The sequence below is a fragment of the Thalassobacillus sp. CUG 92003 genome, assembly GCF_013618635.1.
In the GTDB taxonomy this organism is placed as follows: Bacteria; Bacillota; Bacilli; order Bacillales; family Halobacillaceae; genus CUG-92003.
In genome coordinates, this window is sequence record NZ_JABLSJ010000004.1 from 287015 (window position 1) to 304903 (window position 17889).

At 43.8% G+C, this 17889-nt stretch carries 20 protein-coding genes; all 20 read right to left on the reverse strand.

Annotated elements, in window-relative coordinates:
- Positions 1-10: 10 nt before the first annotated feature.
- The 20 genes from HOP45_RS08230 to topA all read right to left on the reverse strand — a co-directional run bounded on the left by HOP45_RS08230 (position 11) and on the right by topA (position 17763).
- A complete protein-coding gene (locus tag HOP45_RS08230; protein ID WP_181348744.1) occupies positions 11-433 on the reverse strand; it encodes a flagellar basal body-associated FliL family protein in 423 nt (140 codons plus the stop codon).
- Entirely contained in the window at positions 420-644 is a 225-nt protein-coding gene (locus HOP45_RS08235) for a flagellar FlbD family protein (protein WP_181348745.1), read from the reverse strand. Before HOP45_RS08235 ends, HOP45_RS08230 begins: the two co-directional genes overlap by 14 nt.
- A gap of 48 nt (positions 645-692) precedes the next feature.
- Positions 693-1586 carry a flagellar basal body rod protein FlgG gene (gene flgG, locus HOP45_RS08240; RefSeq protein ID WP_181348747.1) on the reverse strand — a complete coding sequence of 298 codons (894 nt, stop codon included), beginning with the start codon at positions 1584-1586 and terminating at the stop codon, positions 693-695.
- Positions 1587-1669: 83 nt separating this feature from the next.
- Complete coding sequence (locus HOP45_RS08245; protein ID WP_181348750.1) at positions 1670-2047, reverse strand: TIGR02530 family flagellar biosynthesis protein; 378 nt, start codon at positions 2045-2047, stop codon at positions 1670-1672.
- A gap of 17 nt (positions 2048-2064) precedes the next feature.
- Complete coding sequence (flgD, locus tag HOP45_RS08250) at positions 2065-2511, reverse strand: flagellar hook assembly protein FlgD (RefSeq protein ID WP_181348751.1); 447 nt, start codon at positions 2509-2511, stop codon at positions 2065-2067.
- A gap of 9 nt (positions 2512-2520) precedes the next feature.
- Positions 2521-3978 (reverse strand): flagellar hook-length control protein FliK, encoded by a 1458-nt coding sequence (locus HOP45_RS08255; RefSeq protein ID WP_181348753.1) that lies wholly within the window; start codon positions 3976-3978, stop codon positions 2521-2523.
- A 33-nt stretch (positions 3979-4011) separates the two neighbouring features.
- Positions 4012-4605 (reverse strand): MotE family protein, encoded by a 594-nt coding sequence (locus tag HOP45_RS08260; RefSeq protein ID WP_181348755.1) that lies wholly within the window; start codon positions 4603-4605, stop codon positions 4012-4014.
- A gap of 4 nt (positions 4606-4609) precedes the next feature.
- Positions 4610-5059, reverse strand: coding sequence for a flagellar export protein FliJ (gene fliJ / locus HOP45_RS08265; protein ID WP_181348757.1), 450 nt, complete (start codon positions 5057-5059; stop codon positions 4610-4612).
- 5 nt (positions 5060-5064) lie between these two features.
- Positions 5065-6375, reverse strand: a complete 1311-nt coding sequence (gene fliI, locus HOP45_RS08270; RefSeq protein ID WP_181348760.1) for a flagellar protein export ATPase FliI — start codon at positions 6373-6375, stop codon at positions 5065-5067.
- A complete protein-coding gene (gene fliH / locus HOP45_RS08275) occupies positions 6368-7135 on the reverse strand; it encodes a flagellar assembly protein FliH (RefSeq protein WP_181348762.1) in 768 nt (255 codons plus the stop codon). Before fliH ends, fliI begins: the two co-directional genes overlap by 8 nt.
- Positions 7128-8120: a flagellar motor switch protein FliG gene (gene fliG, locus HOP45_RS08280; protein ID WP_181348895.1), complete on the reverse strand. Its 993-nt coding sequence runs from the start codon at positions 8118-8120 to the stop codon at positions 7128-7130. Before fliG ends, fliH begins: the two co-directional genes overlap by 8 nt.
- Positions 8121-8156: 36 nt before the next feature.
- A complete protein-coding gene (gene fliF, locus HOP45_RS08285; RefSeq protein WP_181348764.1) occupies positions 8157-9758 on the reverse strand; it encodes a flagellar basal-body MS-ring/collar protein FliF in 1602 nt (533 codons plus the stop codon).
- Between the two features lie 66 nt (positions 9759-9824).
- Positions 9825-10088, reverse strand: a complete 264-nt coding sequence (gene fliE / locus HOP45_RS08290; protein WP_483316425.1) for a flagellar hook-basal body complex protein FliE — start codon at positions 10086-10088, stop codon at positions 9825-9827.
- Between the two features lie 72 nt (positions 10089-10160).
- Positions 10161-10613, reverse strand: coding sequence for a flagellar basal body rod protein FlgC (gene flgC / locus HOP45_RS08295; RefSeq protein WP_181348767.1), 453 nt, complete (start codon positions 10611-10613; stop codon positions 10161-10163).
- A gap of 2 nt (positions 10614-10615) precedes the next feature.
- Entirely contained in the window at positions 10616-11011 is a 396-nt protein-coding gene (flgB, locus tag HOP45_RS08300; protein ID WP_181348769.1) for a flagellar basal body rod protein FlgB, read from the reverse strand.
- A gap of 335 nt (positions 11012-11346) precedes the next feature.
- Entirely contained in the window at positions 11347-12126 is a 780-nt protein-coding gene (codY, locus tag HOP45_RS08305; RefSeq protein WP_181348770.1) for a GTP-sensing pleiotropic transcriptional regulator CodY, read from the reverse strand.
- Positions 12127-12151: 25 nt separating this feature from the next.
- Entirely contained in the window at positions 12152-13552 is a 1401-nt protein-coding gene (gene hslU / locus HOP45_RS08310; protein ID WP_181348772.1) for an ATP-dependent protease ATPase subunit HslU, read from the reverse strand.
- Positions 13553-13569: 17 nt separating this feature from the next.
- The gene (gene hslV, locus HOP45_RS08315) at positions 13570-14112 is read right to left on the reverse strand and encodes an ATP-dependent protease subunit HslV (protein ID WP_181348774.1); all 543 of its coding nucleotides are present in this window, start codon (positions 14110-14112) and stop codon (positions 13570-13572) included.
- A gap of 11 nt (positions 14113-14123) precedes the next feature.
- Positions 14124-15032 carry a tyrosine recombinase XerC gene (gene xerC, locus HOP45_RS08320; protein ID WP_181348776.1) on the reverse strand — a complete coding sequence of 303 codons (909 nt, stop codon included), beginning with the start codon at positions 15030-15032 and terminating at the stop codon, positions 14124-14126.
- A 658-nt stretch (positions 15033-15690) separates the two neighbouring features.
- Positions 15691-17763 (reverse strand): type I DNA topoisomerase, encoded by a 2073-nt coding sequence (gene topA / locus HOP45_RS08325; protein ID WP_181348778.1) that lies wholly within the window; start codon positions 17761-17763, stop codon positions 15691-15693.
- Positions 17764-17889: the final 126 nt, after the last annotated feature.

Here is a 17889-nt window from a genome sequence, read left to right on the forward strand (position 1 = left end):
GTTACTTTGTTCATTGAAGTACTTTTTGAATCGTGTAAACATCCGTTATCTCACCTTTGGTCATCAATTCATTCAACCTCATTTTGATGGTGCTTTCCAGTTCACTTAAATCTGATTTGAAATCCTGCGACTCCATTCCCGCAAGTTCTTTCAAAAGCAGGTTCTGCAGTTGGAAGTCTCGCTGTTGCAATTCTTTTTTTCCTTTATCACTTTTTGCAACAATACGAAATTGCACTTTCACATACATATCGTCCTGCAAATCAGTCGTGAGCTCTTGCGTTTCAATTGACGTTTCCCTGATTTCTTCTATGGAACGCTCCCCGCTCTCTTCTGCTTGACCGGTAAAATTGAATAACACGACTAACCCTACGACTCCGATGGTAACTAAGGTCCCCGTTATGACCAAAATGGGTTTGAATTTATTCCTGCTCATCTGTATCACCCGCTTTATGCAGCGACCCAACCAGCCCTATTTCCTTGTAAAATGCGTAAAGTTGGCTTATCACTGTCTCTTTTGATTCTTTGACGACGAATTTCTTTCCTTTCCACGTCGTTATGGTCGTATCGGGCAGTGATTCTATTTGTTCTATGTAAAGCCCGTTAAAGATGAATCTTTGTCCATTTAAGCGTGTCAATTCAATCATAAATTTTATGGGGAGGGCTCAGGGCAGAGCCCTCAACCCTCCACCTCCTTATCGTTTCAGATTGACGAGCTCTTGCATGATTTCATCAGACGTCGTAATGATACGCGTATTAGCCTGGAATCCGCGTTGAGCCGTGATCATTTCCGTAAATGCTTCAGATAAATCCACATTCGACATTTCCAGTGCCCCGGACACGGTCTGCCCTGTTCCTTCTTCACCTGGAGCGAGAAGATTCAAGTTTCCGGCTCCATCTACGGCTGCGCCGGCATTATCAGTCATTTGATACATATTGCTCCCTGATTTTTGCAGACCACCAGGGTTGGAAAATTTAGCTAATCTAATTTCTCCGGCTACCTGCGTTTCCCCTGCTGCATCAACATAGTTAACGGTTCCGTTATTCTCGATGCTGAAACTTTCAGCGTCTTCCGGGATTTGAATGGTAGATGGTCCATTTACACCCGGCGACTCACCGACTAGGTACTGTCCATTACCGTTTACAATCGATCCATCGTTATCCAAATAAAAATTACCGGCACGGGTGAAACTGATGCGGTTTGCCTCCATATCAACAGTTTGTGTGTCAGGATCGATTCCGTTTGCCTCCGTTCCTTCCGCAACAACAAACATTCCATCTCCTTCAATCGCCATATCGAGTGGACGGTTCGTCGTTTGGCGATTGCCTTGTGTATGAATATTGTCAATCGAACCAAGTTTAGATCCTAATCCGACCTGTGAAGGGTTGACCCCCCCACGCAAATTGCCGCCTCCTCCTGCAGTTGGACCTTGAGCACCTGAAACAGTTTGGCTCATCATATCCTGAAACGTCGTTCTCCCTTTCTTGTAGCCGTACGTATTGACGTTTGCAATATTATTTCCGATCGTATCAAGCTTGGTTTGAAACCCCTTCATTCCTGCAATACCTGAATACATTGAACGTAGCATTTACTACCAATCCTTTCTATTTTTAAGCTATTGCTGTGTCAGTCGTTTCACAGCTCATGCAGGCTTCCTTCTGGTCCGGCCTGTTATTTCGTATCGTGATTCATTAAAATGGTGCCATTGATGTTCGTAAAGATATGCGATTGTGATTCTTCCTTACTTAATGCCGTCACCACGGTCTGGTTTTTAGCACTCGCCACAAGTGCCGCGTCTTTCAGCACCACCAACGATTCGGTGACCCCTTTTTCTCTGGCCTCTGTCAGCTTTGTTGAAATATCATCCCATTGTTCTTGCGTAATGGTGATGTTCCGTTCTTCCAACCTTTGCCTGGCATGCTTACTCACTTTAAGTTCTTTCGCTTGGTCTAAAATGTCTTTGAATGCCGTCTGAGGGGCTTTTCCCTTAACAGGTTGCGTTTTGGGTGACGGGAGTGGCTGATGCAGTTGGTGTATCCGTGGTTCCATAACCCATCCCTACTTTCTTAATCTTCAGTTGCCACGTTACTTACTTTGATAATGTCATTCACCATGACGGTATTGCCGTCTTCAAGTTCAAGCTGAGCACTTTGATCTTTTTGACTCACCGCTTGGACAATGCTCGACTTTTGTTCAGCAACCTCACCTGTTTGTTCATCATAAACCGGATACGTCACTTCTTTCCCTATCAACGTGCTGTGCTCTACCACAGGCGAAAACTGCTGCGATTCCGTTAAAGATTGGATGGCAGATGCCATATTTGTTGTTTGTTCCAAACTAGAGAATTCTGTCATTTGTGAGATGAATTCCTTATCCTTCATCGGGTCGAGCGGGTTTTGATTTTGAATTTGGGCCATGAGTATTTTTAAGAAGTCATCTTTTCCCAGCGTATTACCGGTTGAGCCCCTTGTTTGTTGATTTTGCAAATACATGGAAGGGTCGATTTTCGTCATAACCTTCACCTACACTTTCTCGTTCATTAGAATGTCATGGAACACCGCATTTTCATCTGCTTCCTCATCTTCTTCATCTTCGAAGGCCTGTTCGCGCTGTCCGTCCTCTTGCCAGTGCTCATCATGTTCTCCATTCTCCATGAACATCTGATTGTTTCCAAGTTGCTCTTGTTTCTCGATAATCACTTGCTGCGGGGAAAACATATGGCGTAATTGATTTAAGTTGCCATCCATCATATCTTTTGCTGCTTGAGAACTGACCATGATTTTGACTGCCATTTCCCCATTTACCTGCGTCATTTTCACAACCATATTTCCGAGATTAGAAGGTTTTAGTTTCATCTGAAGCTCCATATCACCGCTGCGATTGACTTGAAATTTGCTCATCTTCAAAATGCGTTCAAACTCTTGCATCAATTGCTTTTGCATCGAGGTATCTTGATTTTGGTTCATATGCAACACAAACTGTTCCACTTTACTCATTGACATGGTATTCCAGTTCACTTGAGAAGGCTGTTGCTTCACTGAAGATGTCTCGTCCCCGCTATTGCGTGTTAAAGCCTGCTGCAGCCACTTGGCCACATCTTTTCCCGAAACTGAGGCTTGTTGTGAGTATGTTTGGCTCGTCTGCAATGTATGGCGATTGCGAAAGGCACCCAGCAGTTCTCCCCATATTTTTTGTTGTTTCGCTGTACCTTGGTCAACAACCTGAGAAGGAAGGTCAGATGACAGAGGAGATATTTTTTGCGCAAGAGCTGTCCATTGCTGGAATAGTTGTTTCAGCTGCAAGCCTGATTGTTTCGTCAATTCTCCGCCGTTGCTGCTAGACGTCTGATTTAAGATACTGGTAAATTGCTGCCACAGATCTTGCAATTGCTTGTTTGCCTGTTGAACTGTCATTGCTTCTACTTGTGCGTATTTTCCACTCATTTCAGGTGCTAATTGTCCTCCGGCATGAGCCTTAATTGGCATCAAGTCAGATAAGGTTGACTGCTTGCCGCTCTCCCCGCCTGGAGGGCTCCCCGTAGTCTGACGCGCGAGCTGCAAAAGTCCCCCCATGCCTTCTGCAATCATCGCTGAGGTTTCTTCGGTAACTTGATTGCCGATGGCGTTTATTGATTTCATTAACTGTGTTGCCTCATTAATCATGCCATTTGCAAGTTTATCCTTAAGATCTTTAAGGGAGGACAGGATGCTCGCTTCTTCCTCAGACAGCGACGCGCTCGCTTCTGATATACCGGTTATGAGTTCATCGAGTTGTTTGATCAAGTCCCTCAACATATCCGGATTTATATCAGCTTCAGTTTTTTGGCTTTTTGCCATGTCCCCTGTTTTTTGGTTGTTAGCCATCAGCATGTGCTTAAAAAGTTCGAGTTTATCATTAGAGCTAGTCTTACCGGATAACGTTTGCTGGGCTGTCTTGCTTCCCGATGCACCAAACACGACATTCATCATCGCTGAATTCATCTTTTTTCACCCCCTTTCAAACGTGCGGCCTCGTTAATTTCCTGCTCCTAAAAAGGCATTCGTTAAACTTGCTGCCAATTCCGGATCCATCGCGCCCAGGATTTCTCCGCGTTCTGTACTAGGCACGTTCTCAAGCACCTGGACTGCAATGACTTCATCCAAATTTTCGATTATTTGTGCGGCTTGTTCAGCGTCCATATCCTTAAATGAAGAAGCAAGCTCACTCACTTTATCGGGAGGATTTTCTGTATCGTCTCCTTCTCCCGCTTCCTCTGATTTCTCCAGCCTTGCTTCGTACTCAGATAGTTGCTGGTTCAAATCTTCAATAGTGTTATCCTTACTGGAAACCTGTTCTTCGAGTTGCTCAATTTCTGCGTTGTTGTTAGCGATCGTCGCTTTTAATTGCTCCGTTTCAACTGACGCTTCTTCTTGACCATCCTCAGAGACCAGAGTGGAAACGCCCGGGATTTTACTGCCGTACTTTTCAGCTTCTTCAAACACATTGACCCCTGTCAGTGTCAAAACCACAATGGTCACGGTTACGAGGAACATAATAGGAATGAGGATGACCACCAAAAACCACTGTAATTTTCCTGACTTTTTCTCTTCTGGATTAGATTTTGCCATACGCTCACCTGACCTCGTAATTCAGAAACTGCCTCATCGACATTTCATCCATCAGTTTTCCTTCTTCTAGTTGAACTTGCTTCTGATGATTGCGGACTTTATTTTCGATCAGCTTTTCAAATTTCTTTACTTCTATGTATGCAGAGGTGACATCTTCCTGAAGTTGTTCCATTTGCGAGCGAGCCCTTTGAACTTTGGGCTGCATCTCTATGATGCGATGATCCAGCCGATCGATAAATTGGCGGTGAATCGAGAAATATTGTGCCGTAACGCCGCTTTCCTGCATTAAGTGCTGGAATTGTTCTTCCGTATCTTCCTTCTGCTTTAACAATTCATATAATTGCGTGGCGATCTCTTCAAAGTGTAGAATCGCTTGTTGGTATTTATGGTATGTACTGTTTTTTTCCTGTTCACGCAAATCTAGCAGTTTATGGTAGGTCGATAACGCTGACATTTAAATCAACTCCTATTGAATAGCTCTTCGAGTTGCTGAAGAGAATGATTAAACCCTGATGGTTCCTCAATTCCTTGTTTTAGAAAACGGATGATAGATGGATGGTGGCTAATGGCTTCATCAATGCGTGCATCACTACCTTTTTTATATGCACCAATTTGAATCAGCTCACTGTTTTCCTCATACGTCGCCAGTAAGGATCTTAACCGATCGGCAGCCGCTTGATGGTGATCATCAACCACTTGCTTCATCACCCTGCTAATAGATTTCAAAACGTTTATGGCAGGGAATTGCCCTTGTTCAGCCAGCTTTCTATCGAGGACAAGATGTCCATCCAAGATCCCTCTCACCGTATCAGAAATGGGTTCATTTAAATCATCCCCATCCACCAGCACCGTATAAAAAGCTGTGATCGTGCCATATTTACTCGTGCCGGTTCTTTCTAAAAGTTTAGGGAGCACGGCAAAAACGGATGGGGTGTACCCTTTCGTGGTTGGGGGCTCCCCTGTAGCTAAACCGATTTCTCTCTGGGCCATGGCAAATCTGGTGACTGAATCCATCATAAGATTGATATGGTAGCCCTGGTCTCTGAAGTACTCACTAATCGCAGTCGCTGTATGAGCCCCTTTTATCCGCATCAAGGCGGGCTGATCGGAGGTCACCACTACCACGATGGATTTCTTCAAACCTTCATCACCGAGATCATTTTCGATGAATTCCCTAACTTCTCGTCCCCGTTCCCCAATCAATGCGATGACGTTCAAATCTGCCGAAGAATTTCGTGCTATCATGCCCATCAACGTACTCTTTCCGACGCCACTGCCGGCAAAAATGCCAATCCGTTGTCCTTTACCTACTGTCAACAAGGAATCGATAGATCTCACACCAACTTGAATCGGTTCCTTGATCGGCGGCCTGGCAAGAGGATTCGGTGGTGATTGCTCACTTGGGTAAGTTTTCAGCCCCTTTGGGAGGGCTTCCTCATCCAAAGGGTTACCTAAGGCATCGACTACTTTCCCGATCAACCCTCTCCCTGCTTTGATTTCCAGGGGTTTACCTGTAGCTTCAACAAGACTCCCCGGACTGATTTCTCTGATTTCCTTGTAAGGCATGAGCAGAACATTCTCATTGTTGAACCCGACTACCTCTGCAGCAATCGGTTGAGACGAAGCAGGTGGATGGATGAAACATTGATCGCCCACCGATGCCTCGGGACCTTTTGATTCAATCATCAACCCTACTACTCTATGAATTTTGCCGTACCGACGAATGGTATCTGCTTCTTCGATGACGTCTGCATATGTAGGATTACTCATCTGCCTCAAACTCCTTAACAAACGCGAACAATTGGTTTCTTAACTCGATTAATTGACTGTCGACACTGCCATCAATCCGACCGAATGGTGATTCTATGATGCAATCTGTTTTCTTCAATTCACTTCTCATGTAAATGAGTAGCTCAGCCTTGAAATCGAGAATATTTTGCAGTTCTTCTTTTTGGGCCAGAATATAATAGTAGTAATCCGGATGGATATAAACTCTTATCTCAGGCTGTTCCCTGACTTCTAGAATGACTTTTTTGACTACATCAACAAACGCCTCAGGATGATCAGTTAACCTGTGATTTAAAATCTTTTCCGAGGCGCGCAGCGCGATATCGATTATTTTGTGCTCGCTCGATGCAATAACCTGATCGTAATCCCGCTGAGCCAATTCCGCCCGTTCGTTGATGTGTGCAATCGTGTCTTCATAATGTTTTTCAGCTGCCGCTTCCCCTGTTTTAAACCCTTCAGCGTATCCTTCCTGCTTGGCTTGTTCAATCAAATGCGCCTTTTCTTCCTGCCAGTCCTTTTTTTCCTGTTGTATTTCTTCGCGGCCAGCTGCTTTTATGTCTTCTACTTCTTGCCTTGCAGCTACTAACGCTGCTTCCGCCTGTTCGTTCTTTTGCTCGGCCTGGGCAAACTGTGTCTGGGGATCTGTCATCCGATCGGCCGATTCCTCCTGGCTTTGTGGGATGGTACGCAATTGAATGACACGTGAGCGTTGCGAAGCTTGTCCATTATCGTAATCAGACAATGATATCATCTCCTCCACCTCGGGCTATCACGATTTCACCTACGTCTTCAAGCCGCCTGATTACGCCGACAACTCGTGTTTGGGCTTCTTCTACATCCCTTAAGCGAACCGGCCCCATGATGTCCATTTCTTCTCGGAACGTATCTGCCATGCGTTGCGACATGTTGTTAAAGGCTAGTTCTTTAACCTCTTCACTTGACACTTTAAGTGATAGCTTCAAATCCTCATTTTCGACTTCTCTAATGACACGCTGGATAGCCCGGTTGTCCAAGGTGACAATATCTTCGAATACAAACATGCGCTTTTTAATTTCTTCTGCCAATTCTGGGTCCTGCACTTCTAAAGATTCCAAAATTGTCCGTTCTGTGCTGCGATCCACACTATTCAACACATCTACAACCGACTCGATACCGCCCGTATCCGTGTAATCATGGGTGACGGTTGCGGATAATTTCTTCTCAAGGATTTGCTCCACCTGATTGATAACATCAGGAGAGGTTGAATCCATGACCGCAATACGCCGGGCAATATCAGTCTGCAAATCTTGTGGAAGTTCTGACAACACCTGACCTGCCTGCGTGGAATCAAGATACGATAACACGAGTGCAATGGTCTGCGGGTGTTCATTTTGAATAAAATTTAATATTTGAGCTGGATCAGCCTTCCTGGCAAAGTCGAATGGCCTCACTTGCAAGGAAGAGGTCAGTCTGCCAATGATATTGGAAGCTTCATTAGAACCGAGAGCTTTTTCCAAAACTGTTTTGGCATAGCCGATCCCTCCCTGGGATATATAATCTTGAGCAAGTGCAATTTGATGAAATTGTTCGACAATTTTATCTTTTTCTTCGGATTCGACTTTCTTGACTGAAGAAATTTCGAGTGTAAGTTTTTCAATCTCTTCTTCTGTCAAATGTTTATAAACTTCAGCTGAGACATCCGGTCCCATTGAGATTAATAAAACAGCTGCCTTCTGTTTACCGGTCATCTCTTTCCTGTGTGCAGCCACTCGATTCCCTCCTTGTTACTCCTCAGAAATCCAAGACCTGAGTAGTTTCGCAAACTCTTCCGGCTTATCTTTTGCCATACGTTCAAGCTGTTTTCTGCGCACCGTGGATTCTGATTCGTTTTCTTCAAGTTCAGGCGTCTCCACCTCCACAGGGCGCTCGATGTATTCTTCAACGTACGCTTCCTCGTCGGTTGCTTTACTGCGTTTTCGGAAAAGCAGCCAAGCCAGAATACCGATCAATAGCAAGAGAATACCTCCAGCTATATACATCCATAAGGGAACGCGAGGCTGGGATTCGTTGTCGAACTCAGGATTCCCGTTAAATTCCTGGAACACGATTGAGGTTTTTTCTTCAGGTTCGACTTCGTCATATTCACCGCTAATCGAAGTGGAAATCATAGAATTCACAATCGACTCGGCGCTCTCCTGGACGGTTTGCTGTTCTTGTTCAGATAAATATTCGACGTCACCATTCTCATCGGTGCCTTTTGTATTGTCTATGGCGATTTGCACGCCGAGATCCCTGACTTTATAAGGGCTTTCCACAATTTCGCGTCTGATTCGATCGAATTCGTTATTGATGGTTTCTTTCTCCATCTCATAATCGCCGTTGTTCCCTTCACCCTCGGCTGGGTAATTCGGTGTGTCTTCATCACCTGTACCTGTTTCACCGCCTACTGGAGGAGTCCCGGTGTAAGCTTCTTCGATCCGTTCCACGCTTACTGGAAGTCCTTCCATTGAATCAGGGTCCACCGGCTCAACCAATTTTTCGGTTCGGTTTTCCTGGGTAAAATCAATGTCGGCTGTGACCGATGCCACGATTTTGTCTCGCCCGATCATTCTGCCCAGCATTTGCTGCAGGCGTTGTTGAATATCCCGTTCGACATTCTCTTTCACATTCTGTTGATATGTATACGTACCTTCATTCGCAGACTGATTAGAATTTTCTAAATCATAGTACTCAAAGTTTTGATCCATTAAGACGATATTGTCTGTAGGAAGGTTCGGCATCGATTTGGCTACAAGATTATACAATGACTTAATCTGATTGTTCTCAAACTGATAGCCCGGCTGCGTATTCAATACGATGGACGCAGATGCTTCTTCCTCTTGATCTCCCATGAAGACGGGCTCTTCAGGCCGGTTGATCATCACTTTCGCATCTTGTATGCCATCAATACCGGAGATTAAATTGGATAACTCACTCTGCATAGCGTCGAGTTCGATAACTTCAAACTCCTTGTCAGTCATCCCCCAGGATGTATTGGCACTGAAAAATGAGTAATCAATGCTTCCGCTCTCAGGCAGGCCCAGAGCTGCTAAATCCACCAGCAGGTCTTCCACGTTTTCTTCGGGAACCGTAACGGTTGAGCCGCCATCCGTCAGTTCATATTTGACACCTCTTGTATCCAATTCTTCCTTTATCTGGCCAACTTCTTGGAGAGAAAGATCACGATAAAGGGGCACCATATTTTTACTGGAAGCAAAAATACTTGCCGTTACTAGAATAAGGATAAGGGCAAGTACTGAGCCGATCATTATTCCTTTTTGAGCTCTGCTTCGTTCTCGCCAGAACGAAACAACCTGTTCTTTATATCTCGAAATTTTTTCCTTCATAATTGCCCCCATAAAACTCACGAGTTAAGAGAATACTTATAATAAAGAAGTAAATGTGATGTGTGTTTAAACTTGCATACGCATCATTTCTTTATAGGCATCAATTGCTTTCCGCTGCATTTCTACAGTGGTTTGTAATGTCACACTCGCTTTTTGCGCACTGATCATAACATCGTGCAGATCGTTTGTTTCTCCATTGGCCAACGCTTTAGTCTTTTGATCAGACTGGATTTGGCTTTCGTTCACTTTATCAATTGCATTTTTCAGACTTTTAGCAAACTGGGAATGGGTTTCGGCCGGCGTACTCTTTTGATTGAGTTGCGATTTCATATTGCCCGCAGACTGCAGCTGTTGAATATTCCCTAAATTCTCCATCGAACCATACTCCTTCGTTTCCGGGTATTATCTTCCTATTTCCAAAGCCTTCATCAGCATGCCTTTCGTTGCATTCAATGAGGTTACGTTTGCTTCGTAGGAGCGTGTCGCGCTCATCATGTCAGTCATTTCTTTTGTCGGGTCGACATTCGGAACCTCCACGTACCCTTCGTCATTCGCATCGGGGTGATTCGGGTTAAAGACCTGTTTAAACGGTTCATCGTCTTCCGTAATTTCGGTCACCTTTACGCCCTGACTATTACCTTTGGCCCCCGAAGCGTGTTGAAGAAAGGAATCAAAACTACCGCTTCTCGGCTCAAACACCGTCATCTTTCTTCGGTAAGGTTCCCACTCACCTTCTTCGTTCAACGTTGCCCGAGTGGAATCAGCATTTGCTATATTCGACGAAATGGTATCCATCCGCAATCGTTGCGCCGTAAGCGCACTACCGCTCGCATTCATTGCATTAAATATGCCCACTGCTATTGACCTCCTCTAATAACAGATTCCAAACTTTGAAACTTCCCATTTAAACGCTCGACAAGAGCTTGATATTGAATTTGATTCTTCGCAAGCTCATTCATCTCTTTATCTATGTCCACGTTGTTGCCATTGTGATTATATGTCGTCCCTTGTTTTGTTCTAGTCGTAAATGACTGGCCAGGCTGATCATCAAAGGAGTAATGCCGTGCATCCGTCCGTTTATTACCGCCTGAGGATTGAAGCTCGTTATGTAAAACGTCCTTGAATGCAACCTCCTTCGCTTTATAACCAGGTGTGTCAACATTTGCTATATTGTTGGAAATGACACGATTTTTTTCTGTTGTATAGTTTAATGCGTTTTCTAGTGTGGAAAACGTATCACTGAAAAGGTTCAATACGTTCACCCCCGTTCGACATATTTTTTATAACTATAAATCATATTGTAAAAAAGAAGACAACATGTGTCTATGCAATTTTGCCAAAATTTACGAAAACCTTACAAAACGGGACTATAATCATGGTAATTTAGATTCATTTTTTTAACCTTTATGCAAAAAATGAAAACGATCAGAGCATCTTTGTCGAAAAAAACAATATAGTAAACACTATGACAGAACGTGAATGTTTTACAATGACCCCGTTAAATCTCAAAGTTGAAATGCGATATAATCATGGTGACTCCTGTACAAAAAACAGCCTCCGCGGTTTTTATAGCCGCGGAGGCTGTTTTTTAATTCGCTTTCAGTTTTTGAAGTTCCAATAAGAAATTGTTATTCAATACTTTTATATACGTCCCTTTCATGCCCAATGAACGCGATTCAATCACGCCGGCGCTCTCAAGTTTCCTTAGGGCGTTAACGATGACAGAACGTGTAATGCCGACCCGGTCCGCAATCTTACTTGCCACCAGCAATCCTTCATTACCTTCCAATTCTTCAAATATATGCTCGATCGCTTCCAATTCACTATACGATAAGGAACTGATCGCCATTTGCACAACGGCTTTGTTACGTGCTTCCTGTTCAATCTCTTCAGTTTTCTCATGAAGAATTTCCATACCGACAACCGTTGCCCCATACTCGCCAAGCAGCAGATCATCATCTTCGAAGCTTTCGGACAAACGACTCAGTATCAATGTTCCAAGTCGTTGGCCGCTCCCGATAATCGGCACGATTGTTGTTAAGCCATTCGCGAACAATTCACGGTTTTCAACCGGAAATGCGGTATACTCACTATTAATATCAATGTTGGGTGTCGTTTCCTGGATATTGAATAGATTTTGAGTGTACTCTTGGGGGAATTGCCGTTCATTCAGGATAGCTTTCATGCGTTCATTTTCGATTTCTTGTTTGATTGAGAAACCTAGCAGTTTCCCCCGACGGCTCAACACAAAGGTGTTAGCACCAATGACATCTCTTAAAGTAGCAGACATATCATTGAAGTCTACTGATTTTCCGGTCGTCTTTTGCAGCATTGCGTTAATTCTACGTGTTCTTTCTAGTAATTTCATATTATTTCCTCCTCACGAGCAAAACTTAAAGGATAAATCTGCTCAAATCTTTATTTTTCACTATATTACTAAGCTTTCCATCTACATATTGAGTCGTGATTTCGATTGTTTCCATATTGACATCAGGCGCTTCGAAGGATAGATCCTCTAATAGTTTTTCGAGTATCGTGTGAAGCCGGCGAGCACCGATGTTATCTGTTTCCTGGTTAACCTCATAGGCTATTTCTGCTAGTTTATTGATAGCATCGTCAGAAAATTCAACCTTTATACCTTCTGTTTCAATTAAAGCCTGATACTGGCGAAGCAGCGCATTCGATGGTTCCGTTAAAATATTTTTAAAGTCTTCTACAGTCAGTTTTTCAAATTCGACCCTGATTGGGAATCTGCCCTGTAGCTCCGGGATTAAATCAGAAGGTTTAGCCATATGGAAAGCACCCGCAGCAATAAACAAGACATGGTCCGTTTTGACAGCTCCATATTTCGTCACCACGGTCGAACCTTCAACGATTGGTAAAATGTCACGCTGCACACCCTCTCGGGATACATTGGCTTGTTGATCACCTTTCGCTGCCACTTTATCAATTTCATCGATAAAGATCATGCCCGACTGTTCAACCTTTTCCACAGCCTCCTGACCAACTTCATCCATATCCACTAGCTTCTGTGCTTCTTCCTGGGTGAGGACTTTTCTCGCTTCACTTACAGGCAAACGCCTTTTCTTCTTTTTTTTCGGCATAAATTGCCCGAGCGCATCCTGCATGTTCATCCCCATCTGTTCCATGCCTGAACCCTGCATCATATCAAACATAGAAGATTGTTGTTCTTCTACTTCGATGGTGACCATATGGTCCTCTAATTCACCCATAGCCAACTGGTGGGCAAGCTGTTTCCGTTTTGACTTCACGTCCGTTTCTTCATCTTCTTCCTGCTGCTGCGAATCTTGATCGGTGTTTGTTTGAGAAAATAACATTTCAAATGGATTCTTCATTTGATTGTTTTGCTTTTTAGCTGAAGGGACTAGCAGCTTCACTAACCGTTTATTAGCTTCATCTTCCGCTTTCTGCTTAACAGCTTCCATTTTCTCCTCTTTCACCATGCGGACCGCTGTTTCGGTCAAATCCCGCACCATGGATTCAACATCTCGCCCTACGTAACCTACTTCCGTAAACTTAGTTGCTTCAACTTTGACAAAAGGAGCGCCTACTAATTTGGCAAGCCGGCGAGCGATTTCAGTCTTACCGACACCGGTCGGCCCCATCATTAAAATATTTTTAGGCACGATCTCATCACGGATGCTATCGTCGAGCTGCATGCGGCGATACCGATTGCGAAGCGCAACAGCTACGGATTTCTTTGCTTCATGTTGACCGATTATATAGTGATCCAGTTGATTAACGATTTGTTTAGGGGTCAATTCCATGGACATGAGCGATCATCCTCCTTTTATTCAAGCACTTCAAGCGTAATCTGCTCATTGGTGAACACACAGATTTCGCCGGCGATTTCCAGAGCAGCTTTGGCAATCTGTTCTGCGGACTGGTCTGGAGCGTAGCGTTGCAGCGCCCTGCCTGCACTTAAGGCAAAATTACCGCCGGAGCCTATGGACAGAATGCCGTCATCGGGCTCTATCACTTCCCCTGTACCAGATACCAGAAACATTTCTTTTTTGTTCATGACAATCAGCATCGCCTCAAGCTTGCGCAATACACGATCACTTCGCCATTCTTTAGCAAGTTCAACGGCAGCGCGCGCCAAGTTGCCATCGTATGATTCCAGTTTAGCTTCGAACTTTTCAAACAATGTAAATGCATCTGCCACAGATCCCGCAAATCCAGCTAATACCTGATCGTGGTACAAACGCCTTACCTTCGTAGCTTTATGCTTCATAACCACCTGGTTGCCCAGCGTTACTTGCCCGTCCCCGCTCATGGAACATTGCCCTTTATGCTGGATGGCAAATATAGTTGTCGCATGAAATTGCTCCAAATTGGTTCACCTCATTTTTTAGCCCTTGGATGGCTGTTCATATAAATATTACGTAAGTGGTCCTTCGTAACATGCGTATAAATCTGAGTTGATGATAAATGTTCATGTCCAAGCAACTCTTGAACTGACCGTAAATCAGCCCCTTGGTTAAGCATGTGTGTCGCGAATGAATGCCTTAATTTGTGGGGGTGGATATCTACTGTCAAAGCAGCTTTCTTCACCATTTTATTTAAAATGAGGCGGATGCCTCTAGCACTGATCGGCTTCCCGCGGGCGTTTAGAAAAACAGCCACGGGGGCCTCTTCTGTCTTCTCAATTAGCTGCTTCCGACCTTGTTCAATATATGTTTCAAGAGCTTCTTCAGCAAAGTGGCCGAACGGCACGTAACGTTCCTTTCGCCCTTTGCCATGAACCAAGAGCGTGCCTATTGAAAAATCAATATCTTTCATTGATAATCCTGTACATTCGCTGACCCGGATCCCGGTTCCATATAATATTTCTAAAATAGCCTGATTCCGCTGGTCTAACGGATCTGAGGACGTATTCACGGAAAATAACTGCTGCAATTCTTCTTCATAAAAAAAGTCAGGGATATGTGCCATCTCTTTTGGCAAAGAGACGGTTAAAAATGGGTTCTGTTTCACAAGTTCTTCACGTTCCAGAAAACGAAAAAAAGAACGTAAGCATGAGAGTTTTCTAGAGACGGAGCGACGGAGCAGACCATGTTCATAAAGTTTCGTCAACCATACACGTATGAGCGCATCATCGATATCACGAAGACTATGTATATCTTCAGAGCGCAAAAAAATAAAAAATGCATTCACATCGTCCTCGTAACTCTGAACCGTCAACGGTGATGCATTTTTTTCAATTTGCAAGTATTCTTTAAATAGTTGGGCTGCATCCTGTAAATTCTGCATGAGTCATGACCACCTCGTTAAGGCGTTTAAATTTTATCACAATTCAATCATTAATAGCAATGTCTTTCACATAATTGTAACAAAATTCTGAATTGTTGTCAGTCTTTTCCACAGGTTATCTTTCCCCTGTATCATAATGCCCGTCCAGGCTTCTCAGTAAACCTCATTCAATCAAGGTCAAGCGAGACATTATCGCTAAACGGGTATTATATCCTTGCGCGCATGAACTGTCAATTTAAGTGGTAGTTACAATTAGAATGCGTTACGAGTGCTGGATAGTTGTGTATGTTGAAAGGAAAGGGACAAAGCTCTTTCATAATCACACTAAACAGCGTCAAATTCAAGCCTGCCGTTTTACTTCCCGCTCGTTTCATGCATATGCACAAAGCCAATGCTAGTATCACCGAGAAACATGATTGTCGTCAACACATGTAGACTTCTACGGGAACAGCTCGAGCGGAAGATCCCGCAGAAAAGCGTTCGTTGCTTTTCGAAGAAACTGTGGCCGCGCCCTTTGAAATCGGCGTTATTTGACGGAGCGGTTATGGAATGTCTTCCTTGAAACACAAAACTTCCGAACACGATCGTTGAGATTGTTCGGAAGTTTTGTGTTTTATTCAGTTTTGTCCTTATCTCCTGTTGAAGCTTCTACTAAAGGCTACTGGGTATCTTCTTTGTACTCACAATTCGTGCATTGAATTTGCACACCTTTTTTAGACTTTTTCTCAACAAGCAAGGATTCACATTTCGGACATGGTCGACTGACAGGTTTATCCCATGAAATGAAGTCACATTCGGGATAGCGATCACAGCCATAGAACGTTCGCTTTTTCTTGCTCTTTCGTTCCACCACGTCGCCTTCCTTGCACTTAGGGCAAGTAACTCCAATCTTTTTCAGAATAGGTTTCGTATTGCGGCAGTCAGGAAAGTTGGAACAAGCTAAAAACTTGCCATAACGCCCCATCTTATAAACCATTTCATGACCGCATTCCTCACACTGGATACCTGCTGGTTCATCTTTTATTTCGATTTCTTCCATTTCTTTTTCTGCTTTTTCGAGATGGGGTTCAAATTCCTTATAGAATTCATCGAGAATATTAACCCAATCCATCTTCCCTTCTTCTACTGAGTCAAGCTCCTCTTCCATTTTTGCTGTGAAATCGACATTCAGTATATCGGGGAAGTATTGCCTTAATTGGTCAAGGACAATGCTGCCGAGTTCAGTCGGTACAAACCGTTTATTATCAAGTGTGACGTAACCACGCCGTTGAATGGTGTCAAGCGTAGGCGCATACGTCGATGGACGGCCGATCCCCAATTCCTCCAACGTCCGTACAAGACGTGCCTCGGTGTAGCGCGGAGGCGGTTGAGTAAAGTGTTGGTTGGGATTGATCTCTTCCGCTTTGACGGTCATTCCTTCTTCTAACTCGGGAAGCATTTTATCTTTTTCGTTCTTTTTATCATCACTGCCTTCAACATACACTTTCATAAACCCTTTGAACTTAACTTTCGAACCTGTCGCTCGAAATTCAACATTCTCATTCGTTAAATGAACGGTCATGGTATCAAGAACAGCCGGCGCCATTTGACTGGCTAAAAACCGCTCCCAAATCAGCTTGTAAAGGCGGTACTGATCACGGCTCAGAACACTTTTCAATGATTTAGGATCACGCATGGCGGATGTTGGACGGATCGCTTCGTGAGCGTCTTGAGCTCCTTGTTGCTTGCCGCCTTTCTTTTGCCCGCCTAGAAACGTTTCACCGTAATTTTCAACGATGTAATCTTTTGCTTCGTTCGCCGCTGTATTCGAAATACGCGTCGAATCGGTACGCATATACGTAATCAAACCCGTCGTACCTTGTTTGCCGCCTAAATCAATACCTTCATATAATTGTTGGGCAGTCATCATGATCTTCCTGGCCCGGAAATTTAATTTACGGGCTGCTTCTTGTTGAAGGGAAGAGGTGGTAAACGGAGCCGATGGATTTCTGCGACGTTCCCGTTTGTTCACTTTATCAACCGCAAATTGCTTCCCTTTCATTTTTTTGAGGACGTCATCTACATCCTCCCTCGTTTTCAACTCTTTCTTTTTTCCATCAATGCCATAGAAAGAGCCCTCAAACGCTTCTTTATCCTTTAGGAAGTCCGCATCAATCGACCAGTATTCTTGTGGTTCAAAGTTATTGATTTCATTTTCCCGGTCAATGATGATTTTGACTGCAACTGATTGTACACGACCAGCACTCAACCCTTTTTTAACTTTCTTCCATAGTATCGGGCTAATATTATAACCAACGAGACGGTCTAATATCCGACGTGCCTGCTGGGCATTCACGAGGTTACCATCGATGGTTCTCGGATGCTTAAACGATTCTTTGATTGCATCTTTGGTAATTTCATTGAATACAACCCGGCAATTTGAATCTTCATCAATATCGAGACTGTGGGCAAGGTGCCATGCTATCGCTTCACCTTCTCTGTCAGGGTCAGCTGCTAGAAAAACTTTTTTTGCTTTCTTTGCTGCAGACTTTAATTCCTTCAAAACAGGCCCTTTGCCTCTTATCGTAATGTATTTCGGTTCGAATCCTTTTTCAACATCAACACCCATTTGGCTTTTTGGTAAGTCACGGATATGACCGACCGATGCTTTGACTTTATACTTTTTTCCTAAATAGCGTTCTATTGTTTTTGCTTTTGCAGGTGATTCAACAATAACAAGGTAATCTGCCATGTGTTCTCCTCCCATAGAGGTGTTTTAATCTGCATGCGTATCGGATAGATAAATCTTCCCTATTATTAAATAGATGTAATCGGTTTGTCAAACCACAACTTATATCCATGCCATTTACAAGAAACC

Excerpts from the sequence above, each read along its gene's own strand:
- HOP45_RS08230 (WP_181348744.1), bottom strand. The coding sequence starts at position 433 with ATGAGCAGGAATAAATTCAAACCCATTTTGGTCATAACGGGGACCTTA.
- HOP45_RS08235 (WP_181348745.1), bottom strand. The coding sequence starts at position 644 with ATGATTGAATTGACACGCTTAAATGGACAAAGATTCATCTTTAACGGG.
- flgG (WP_181348747.1), bottom strand. The coding sequence starts at position 1,586 with ATGCTACGTTCAATGTATTCAGGTATTGCAGGAATGAAGGGGTTTCAA.
- HOP45_RS08245 (WP_181348750.1), bottom strand. The coding sequence starts at position 2,047 with ATGGAACCACGGATACACCAACTGCATCAGCCACTCCCGTCACCCAAA.
- flgD (WP_181348751.1), bottom strand. The coding sequence starts at position 2,511 with ATGACGAAAATCGACCCTTCCATGTATTTGCAAAATCAACAAACAAGG.
- HOP45_RS08255 (WP_181348753.1), bottom strand. The coding sequence starts at position 3,978 with ATGAATTCAGCGATGATGAATGTCGTGTTTGGTGCATCGGGAAGCAAG.
- HOP45_RS08260 (WP_181348755.1), bottom strand. The coding sequence starts at position 4,605 with ATGGCAAAATCTAATCCAGAAGAGAAAAAGTCAGGAAAATTACAGTGG.
- fliJ (WP_181348757.1), bottom strand. The coding sequence starts at position 5,059 with ATGTCAGCGTTATCGACCTACCATAAACTGCTAGATTTGCGTGAACAG.
- fliI (WP_181348760.1), bottom strand. The coding sequence starts at position 6,375 with ATGAGTAATCCTACATATGCAGACGTCATCGAAGAAGCAGATACCATT.
- fliG (WP_181348895.1), bottom strand. The coding sequence starts at position 8,120 with ATGACCGGTAAACAGAAGGCAGCTGTTTTATTAATCTCAATGGGACCG.
- fliF (WP_181348764.1), bottom strand. The coding sequence starts at position 9,758 with ATGAAGGAAAAAATTTCGAGATATAAAGAACAGGTTGTTTCGTTCTGG.
- fliE (WP_483316425.1), bottom strand. The coding sequence starts at position 10,088 with ATGAAATCGCAACTCAATCAAAAGAGTACGCCGGCCGAAACCCATTCC.
- codY (WP_181348770.1), bottom strand. The coding sequence starts at position 12,126 with ATGAAATTACTAGAAAGAACACGTAGAATTAACGCAATGCTGCAAAAG.
- hslU (WP_181348772.1), bottom strand. The coding sequence starts at position 13,552 with ATGTCCATGGAATTGACCCCTAAACAAATCGTTAATCAACTGGATCAC.
- xerC (WP_181348776.1), bottom strand. The coding sequence starts at position 15,032 with ATGCAGAATTTACAGGATGCAGCCCAACTATTTAAAGAATACTTGCAA.
- topA (WP_181348778.1), bottom strand. The coding sequence starts at position 17,763 with ATGGCAGATTACCTTGTTATTGTTGAATCACCTGCAAAAGCAAAAACA.